This window comes from Kitasatospora sp. NPDC058444 (genome assembly GCF_042721415.1).
Classification (GTDB): domain Bacteria; phylum Actinomycetota; class Actinomycetes; order Streptomycetales; family Streptomycetaceae; genus Kitasatospora.
Genome location: NZ_JBHXLL010000073.1, coordinates 22,828 through 29,223, shown reverse-complemented (window position 1 = coordinate 29,223; position 6,396 = coordinate 22,828). Strand labels below are relative to the sequence as shown.

Annotated in this window: 6 protein-coding genes and 1 pseudogene; 3 read left to right on the top strand and 4 right to left on the bottom strand. The window is 73.1% G+C overall.

What is annotated here, in order from left to right:
• Positions 1–89: 89 nt before the first annotated feature.
• Complete coding sequence (locus tag ACFWP2_RS38495) at positions 90–284, bottom strand: hypothetical protein (protein WP_380460589.1); 195 nt, start codon at positions 282–284, stop codon at positions 90–92.
• A gap of 248 nt (positions 285–532) precedes the next feature.
• Here ACFWP2_RS38495 and ACFWP2_RS38490 point away from each other — a divergent pair, with 248 nt between their 5' ends.
• The 3 genes and pseudogenes from ACFWP2_RS38490 (at position 533) to ACFWP2_RS38480 (ending at position 2,630) form a co-directional block, all read left to right on the top strand.
• Entirely contained in the window at positions 533–895 is a 363-nt protein-coding gene (locus tag ACFWP2_RS38490; protein ID WP_380460587.1) for a hypothetical protein, read from the top strand.
• 96 nt (positions 896–991) lie between these two features.
• Positions 992–1,692, top strand: a pseudogene (locus ACFWP2_RS38485) (alpha/beta fold hydrolase).
• Between the two features lie 509 nt (positions 1,693–2,201).
• Positions 2,202–2,630 carry a hypothetical protein gene (locus tag ACFWP2_RS38480; protein WP_380460585.1) on the top strand — a complete coding sequence of 143 codons (429 nt, stop codon included), beginning with the start codon at positions 2,202–2,204 and terminating at the stop codon, positions 2,628–2,630.
• Between the two features lie 188 nt (positions 2,631–2,818).
• Here the strand turns inward: ACFWP2_RS38480 and ACFWP2_RS38475 are convergent, their stop codons facing one another.
• The 3 genes from ACFWP2_RS38475 to ACFWP2_RS38465 form a co-directional block, all read right to left on the bottom strand.
• Positions 2,819–4,441 (bottom strand): tannase/feruloyl esterase family alpha/beta hydrolase, encoded by a 1,623-nt coding sequence (locus ACFWP2_RS38475; protein WP_380460583.1) that lies wholly within the window; start codon positions 4,439–4,441, stop codon positions 2,819–2,821.
• 95 nt (positions 4,442–4,536) lie between these two features.
• Positions 4,537–5,259 (bottom strand): cytochrome b/b6 domain-containing protein, encoded by a 723-nt coding sequence (locus ACFWP2_RS38470; protein WP_380460581.1) that lies wholly within the window; start codon positions 5,257–5,259, stop codon positions 4,537–4,539.
• Complete coding sequence (locus tag ACFWP2_RS38465; protein ID WP_380460579.1) at positions 5,153–5,929, bottom strand: molybdopterin-dependent oxidoreductase; 777 nt, start codon at positions 5,927–5,929, stop codon at positions 5,153–5,155. The genes ACFWP2_RS38470 and ACFWP2_RS38465 overlap by 107 nt, the downstream gene beginning before the upstream one ends.
• Between the last annotated feature and the right edge of the window lie 467 nt (positions 5,930–6,396).

Below are 6,396 nucleotides of genomic sequence, written 5' to 3'. Positions count from 1 at the left end.
GTCCAAGCACACCTGCTCGAACTCCTCGACATCGACGAAACCCGACCCCGCTGGCTGGAAACCTAAAACCCCATGTGCGAAGTCTGGGCCTAGAGGCCCAGGTCGACGGCCAGGCAGTTGTAGAAGTTCCAGCGGCTCTCGGGGTTGTACGCGGCGTTCGCCGCGCCGCCCGGGCCGGTCGCCGACTCCTCGGTCATCTGCTCGAAGCGGATGCGCTCGGGAAGGGCGCCGTAGCGTGCGTGCCGCGACTCGGCGGCGGGGTCGCCTGCGGGCTGTTCGCTCATGGCCACTCTCCTGATCTGCGATCACGGACGACGGCTTTCAGGGTGCATCTCGGATCGTCACCTGTCAACACGGTGACGGGGAGCGCACTGACACACCTCGATCCGGTCGCGACTCACACGTGTTTGGCCGATTCTCCACTCCCCGCACATTGTTGAAGATGCAAGGATCTGCTCCCGACCGGCCCGGCCGACGCGGGTCAGGCGCCGGTTTCCCGGCAGTTCCGCCACACACGAGAAGGTGGATTCGCATGTTCACACCCCAGGCAAGGCTCCGCCGCGCGGCCGTGACCACCGCCATGACCGCGGCCCTGATCGCCCTCGGGGCCGGGGCGGCCGGCGCCGCCGCCGGCTGGCCGCCGCTGGAGCCGGGCGCACACCTCTACTCGGCCACCGACGGGCGCGGGGCGGTGACCACCGTCGACCTCGCCGACCTCGGCACCTGCCACACCCTGCCGACTCCCGCCCGCTCGATACAGGTCGCCAGCGGGTCCGCGTCCGTGGTGCTGTACCCGGGCGCCGGCTGCACGGGCGCGAACCCGTGGGCGAGCGGCTCGCTGGCCCAGTCCAACCTCCCTCTGACGGCCCAGAGTTACCGGGTCGTCCCGGCCTGACGGCGCGGCGCGACACCCCTTCGGGCGTCGCGCCTCCCCGCCCTCAACCGTCACCACCTTGACAACGGCTTCGGCGGCCGCGCCAGGCCGACCGTCATCCTGGAACACGGCGCCTTCGCCGACGGCTCCAGCTGGAACGGCGTCATCTCCGCGCTGCGCGCCGACGGCTACCCGGTGGTCGCCGCCGCCAACCCGCTACGCGGCCCCGCCTCGGACGCCGCCGCCCTGCGCACCGTCCTCGACCACGTCAAGGGCCCCAAGATCCTGGCCCGGCCACTCCTACGGCGGCAACGTCATCAGCCAGGCCGCCACCGACGACCCGGAGGTCAAGGCCCTCGTCTACGTGGCCGCCTTCCTCCCCGCCCCCCGGGGAGAGCGCCCTGGAGCTGACGAACACGTACCCGGGCTCGACCCTCCCGGACGCCCTCGACCCCGTCAGCTACCGGCAGGCCGACGGCACCACCGCCACCGACCTGTACATCCGCCAGGACGCGTTCCGCCACCAGTTCGCCGCCGACGTCCCCGCCGGCCAGGCCGCCCTGATGGCCGCCGGACAGCGCCCCATCGCGCAGGCCGCCCTGACGGAGAAGGCCACCTCCGCCGCCTGGCTGACCAAGCCCAGCTGGGCCGTCGTCACCACGAAGGACCTCAACATCCCCGCCGCGGCGCAGCGCTTCATGGCCGAGCGCGCCCACGCCGAGACCACCGAGGTCGCCGCCTCCCACTCGGTCGCGGTGTCCCACCCGCGGCTGGTCGCGGACGTCATCGAGCGGGCCGCCCGCGCCACCGCCCGCTGAGCGCCTGCCGATCGTCTGCTGACCGCCCGCCGACCGCCCACCCCGCGCGCGTCCACTGACGCCCCGACCGACCCAGCCCGGCCCCGCCCCCTTCGCCCGGTGCCACCACACGGCAGTGCCGGGCGCGGGCGTGTGCCGGGCACACGTGTGAGCCGGGACGGGCGGCGGGGCTCGCCATGACCGCCACCGACCCGGCGGAGGCCGCCGAGTGGCGCCACCGCGCCGAGGACCACCCTGCGGCCGCCGCCCCGTTCGAGCCCGCCCGCATCCGCCCGGCCCACGGCGCACGGATGCGGCTGTCCCCGCGCACGTCGGCTCCCATCTCCACCGAGTGTTCCCCACGCCCGGAATCGCCTCCCGGGCCGCCTGCGCGCCGCCCTCGGCCGGGTGCCTGCCACTCCGGAGGCTCCCACCCTCCCACCATTCGTCACCACCTTGACAGGTGACGGAGGCTCATGGAAATCTTGCGTCACTGGCTAGAACAGTTACCTTTGATGAGGACACCCACCATGGCAGTCGTACGGTTCCATCTCGTCTCCACGCTCGGCACCGACGACGTCCTGGCGGTGCTGACCGACTTCAGCCCGGCCCGCGCCGAGGCCTGGCCGACGATCGACGCCGAGCACTTCGAGGTCCACGAGCGCGGCGACACCTGGGCCGAGGTCACCGAGGGAACCGCCGCCGCCTGGGAGCGCGCCCGCTACGAGTGGCAGCCGGGCGGCGACACCGTCACCGTCACCACCCTGGACTCCAAGCTCTTCGGCCCCGGCGGCGGCTGGGTGTTCCGGATGACCCCCGAGGGCGACGGCACCCGGGTCGACGTCCAGCTGACGCGGCAGCCGAACACGCTCAAGGGCCGGATGCTCGCCGCGCTGCTCCCCGTCGCCGCTCCCCCGGCCCTGCGAAAGTCCTTCGCGGGGCCCCTGCGGGCTCGCTGACCCCACCCCGAAGGGGCCGACAGCACCGGCTGTCGGCCCCTTCGGCGTACCCCCGGGCGGTACGGGCGGTCGGGCGGTCTGGCGGCACGGGCGGGGCACCTGAGAACGCATCCCGCCGACACATCCCGCCGACGCGAAAAGGCCCGGCCCGCGCCGTAGGGCGCGGGCCGGGCGGGCACCGGAGGGGATCAGTGCCGGGAGGGGAGGACGCAGCGGAAGCCGGAGGCGGCGGCCGGGTCGCCGTGGCCCCGGTAGCGGGACACCTCGGGGTAGCGGCACACGTCGCGGTCGACGCTCCGCCCGGTCGCGTCGACCAGGGTGGCGGACAGTGTCCGGGGCGCCTTGCCCCGCTCGACCCAGGCCGTCAGGGCGGCGAGGTCGTCGATGGTTCCGACCCCCTTGTTGAGGCCGCAGTGGATCGCGCCCGGGGCGAGGAAGAGGCGGTAGAAGTCGTCGACCCGCTGGGTGCCGCCCATCTTCCGCTCGACCTGCCGGCGGTACTCGACGGTGCCCTGGGCGGGGATGAACTGGTCGGCCTGGCCGTGCCAGGTCAGCAGCTTGCCGCCGGAGTCACGGAAGGCGGACAGGTCGGGGTCGTCGGTGCCGATGACGCCGCCGTACTCGGCCCGCGACTGCTCGAACAGCCGGGTGAACTGGTCGTAGGTGATCGTCGAGACGTCGAACGAGGGCTGCTTCTTCAGCCAGGTCGTGGCCCAGAGCTGCGGCACCCGGAACGGCACGCCCTTCGCCCGGCCGTTCGTGTCGGTCGTGGTGCCGGCCAGCCCCGAGAGGTCGGCGCCGACCGGAACGCCGGACCAGAGCCTGCGGCCCGAGGCGGTGCGCGGACCGTCCCAGATCTTGCGCACCACGGCGGCGTCGGCCGCGGTGACGGTCAGCTCCTTCCCGTCGCAGACCACCTTGGTGCCGATCAGCCGACGCGGGTCGAAGTCGCACCGCGACGCGTCGTTGACCAGGTTGTCCCTGGCGCCGTCGAGCGGGTCGCAGGCCGCGACGGCGGCATCCGTGAAGGCCTTGAACTCGCAGGCGGACGGGTAGGTCTTCTCGTTGTTCATGACCACCTGCGGCCACAGGGTGGCGACCTCGAACTCGTCCCAGCTGACGGCCGGCGCGTTGGCGAGGATGCCGTCGAAGTCGTCGGGGTAGCGCTGGGCCTCCATGTAGCCCTGACGGCCGCCGGTGGAGCACCCGTTGAAGTAGGAGTAGGAGGCCTGCTCGCCGAAGTGCGCGGCGACCACCTGCTTGCCGACCACCGCCGCCTCGTGCTGGGAGCGGGACGCGAGGTTCTTCAGCAGCCCCGCGTCGACCTCCCCCGCGGCGTTCAGCGCCCAGCCGACGTCGACGACGTCGGCCAGCCCGCCGTCGGTGGTGGCGGCGGCGTAACCGTTCTTGACCGCGGTGCCCATCCCGACGCCGTTGTCCCCGGCCGCGAAGGCGCTTCCGCCGAGCGCCTGGAAGCGGCCGTTCCAGCCGCTGACGGGCAGCCAGGTCCGCACTTTGGCGTGGTCGCCGTCGCCCGGGTGGGTCAGGGTGGCCGTCACCTCGCAGAAGGCGGGGACGCCGTCGACCGTGCCGCCGATCACTCCGGTTCCGTGGATGGTGCCGCCCTCCTGGCGGAGCGCCGTCACGGACTCCACCTCGGTGCCGGCGGGGGCCCGGACGGCCGGAGCCGAGCACCCGGACGCCCCGGACGCCCCGGACGCGGAGCCGTGCGAGGGCTCGGCCGCCGCCATCGGCAGGTTCACCGCGGCCAGCGCCGCGCCGGTCGCGAGCACGATCAGGAATCTCTTCATGGGTATCCCGTCCCGAATGCGTAGGGTCGAAGAACACGAGGTGGTGGAGAAGTCGTCACCGATCGGATAGGTGATTCCGGGCCCGAGGGCGGCCATCAGGCGTCCGTCCGGTCCCGGTGCAGCCAGCGGGAGTGGTGCCGCTCGGCCCAGGCGCGGCTGACGTACCCGGTGCGCATCCCGCGCCTGGCCTCCGGGTCCTGGAGCGCCTTGCGCAGGTGGCCGAAGACCACGAGGGCGATCGCCCAGGCGAGGAGGTCGTGGACGAAGATCGCGCTGGTGCGGGAGACGAACGGCAGCAGGCCGGTGAACCACATCAGCAGCCCGGTGAACGCCATCACCAGCACGGCGCCCGCGATCCAGCCCGCGTAGAGCTTCTGGCCGGCGTTGAACTTGCCGGCCGGGCGCGCCTCCGGCCACGCCCAGCGCCGGCGGGCGGCCCGCAGCCACTCCCGGTCGTACGGCGCGAAGCGGTTGAGCCGGCGCAGGTCCGCCCGGAAGTCGGCGGAGAACAGCCCGAGCAGGAAGGGCAGCGGCAGCAGGATGCCGGACCACTCGTGGACGGTGGCCACCAGGTGGCGCCGTCCGACGAGTTGGGCCAGCGGCCCGAGGTAGAGGCAGGCCGCGGAGGCCAGGCAGAGCAGCATCAGCACGCCGACGGCCCGGTGGACCAGGCGTTCGGCGGTGCTGAAGCGCCGTACCCGGTCCGGGAGTTCAGGCCGCTTCGCCGCTCCGGTCGGCGCCGTCACTCCGGTCGGCGCCTTCGCTCCGGACCGCGCCGTCACTCCGGTCGGCGCCGTCGAGCCAGCCGTCGATGTCATAGCCGCGCTCCTCCCAGTAGCCGGGGATCACCTTGTCGGTGACCGAGATGCCGGACAGCCACTTGGCCGACTTGTAGAAGTACATGGGGGCCACGTAGAGGCGGACCGGTCCGCCGTGCGCGTGGGTGATGGGCTTGTCCTGCATGTTCAGCGCCACCAGGACGTCCGAGCGGCGGGCCTGTTCCAGGGTGAGGCTCTCGGTGTACTCGCCGTCGAAGCAGGTGAACCGGACGGCCGCGCCCGGGGAGCGCACCCCGGCGGCGTCGAGGATGTCCGCCAGCCGCACCCCCTCGAAGGGCGTGCGCTCCACCCGCCAGCCGTCCGTGCACAGCACGTCGTGGACCACCCTGGTCTGCGGCAGCGCGCGCAGTTCCGGCAGCGTGTACGTCATCTGACGCTCGACCAGCCCGTCGACCCGCAGTTCGTAGCTGGTCTCGTCCTTCTGCGGCACCGAGCCGACGATGCTGTAGTACCGGAAGCCGCCCGGGTTGGGCAGCAGACCGGTCAGGCCGGTGGCGTCCGCCTCGGAGGCGGCGGCCAGGGCCCGCTCCCAGCCGCGCTGGAGGTACGGCGCCGCGGCGAGCCCCGCGGCGCCCGCACCGAGCATGCCCAGCACCGCGCGCCGCCCCACCGGGGCGCCCTCGGGCCTGCGCTTCGGTCTTCCGGCCATGGTCGGTGTGCTCCTTCGGGGTGGCGAGGATGCCGGCGGGGCGGCCGCCCTCCGGCCTGCCCGCTCGCGGGTGGGTTCACACGTGTGAAGGCGGTCGAGCCGTCACTCGACCCCGTCACCGGTTCAACTGGTGACGATTCTGGCACGGCCGCGGCCGGCCTGTCAACGAGACGGGTGCCGCGGCCACAGCACCCGGGGCCGGGGCGAACGCGGCCGCACCGAAGGGCAGTTGCCGACCGCCCATCGCCGCGGCGCACACATGTCCGGCGTCCCGGCAGCCTGCGGCCCCTGTTACAGTGGCCGGGACCAGTAGTCGTGTGATCGAGGAGTGGCAGACGTGGCGGGTGACGACGACATCTCCGGGTGAGATCCGGATCTGACGGCCACCGGCCGGTGCTTCAGGAGCGCCGCCGAGGTGGTCCGTTTCGTCGTACCCCTTTTCCGCACGTCTGCCCAGGGCAGAGGTC

Bases quoted from the DNA above. Each gene is read 5' to 3' on its own strand.
- ACFWP2_RS38480 (WP_380460585.1), top strand. From the start codon at position 2,202: ATGGCAGTCGTACGGTTCCATCTCGTCTCCACGCTCGGCACCGACGAC.
- ACFWP2_RS38490 (WP_380460587.1), top strand. From the start codon at position 533: ATGTTCACACCCCAGGCAAGGCTCCGCCGCGCGGCCGTGACCACCGCC.
- ACFWP2_RS38465 (WP_380460579.1), bottom strand. From the start codon at position 5,929: ATGGCCGGAAGACCGAAGCGCAGGCCCGAGGGCGCCCCGGTGGGGCGG.
- ACFWP2_RS38475 (WP_380460583.1), bottom strand. From the start codon at position 4,441: ATGAAGAGATTCCTGATCGTGCTCGCGACCGGCGCGGCGCTGGCCGCG.
- ACFWP2_RS38495 (WP_380460589.1), bottom strand. From the start codon at position 284: ATGAGCGAACAGCCCGCAGGCGACCCCGCCGCCGAGTCGCGGCACGCA.
- ACFWP2_RS38470 (WP_380460581.1), bottom strand. From the start codon at position 5,259: ATGACATCGACGGCTGGCTCGACGGCGCCGACCGGAGTGACGGCGCGG.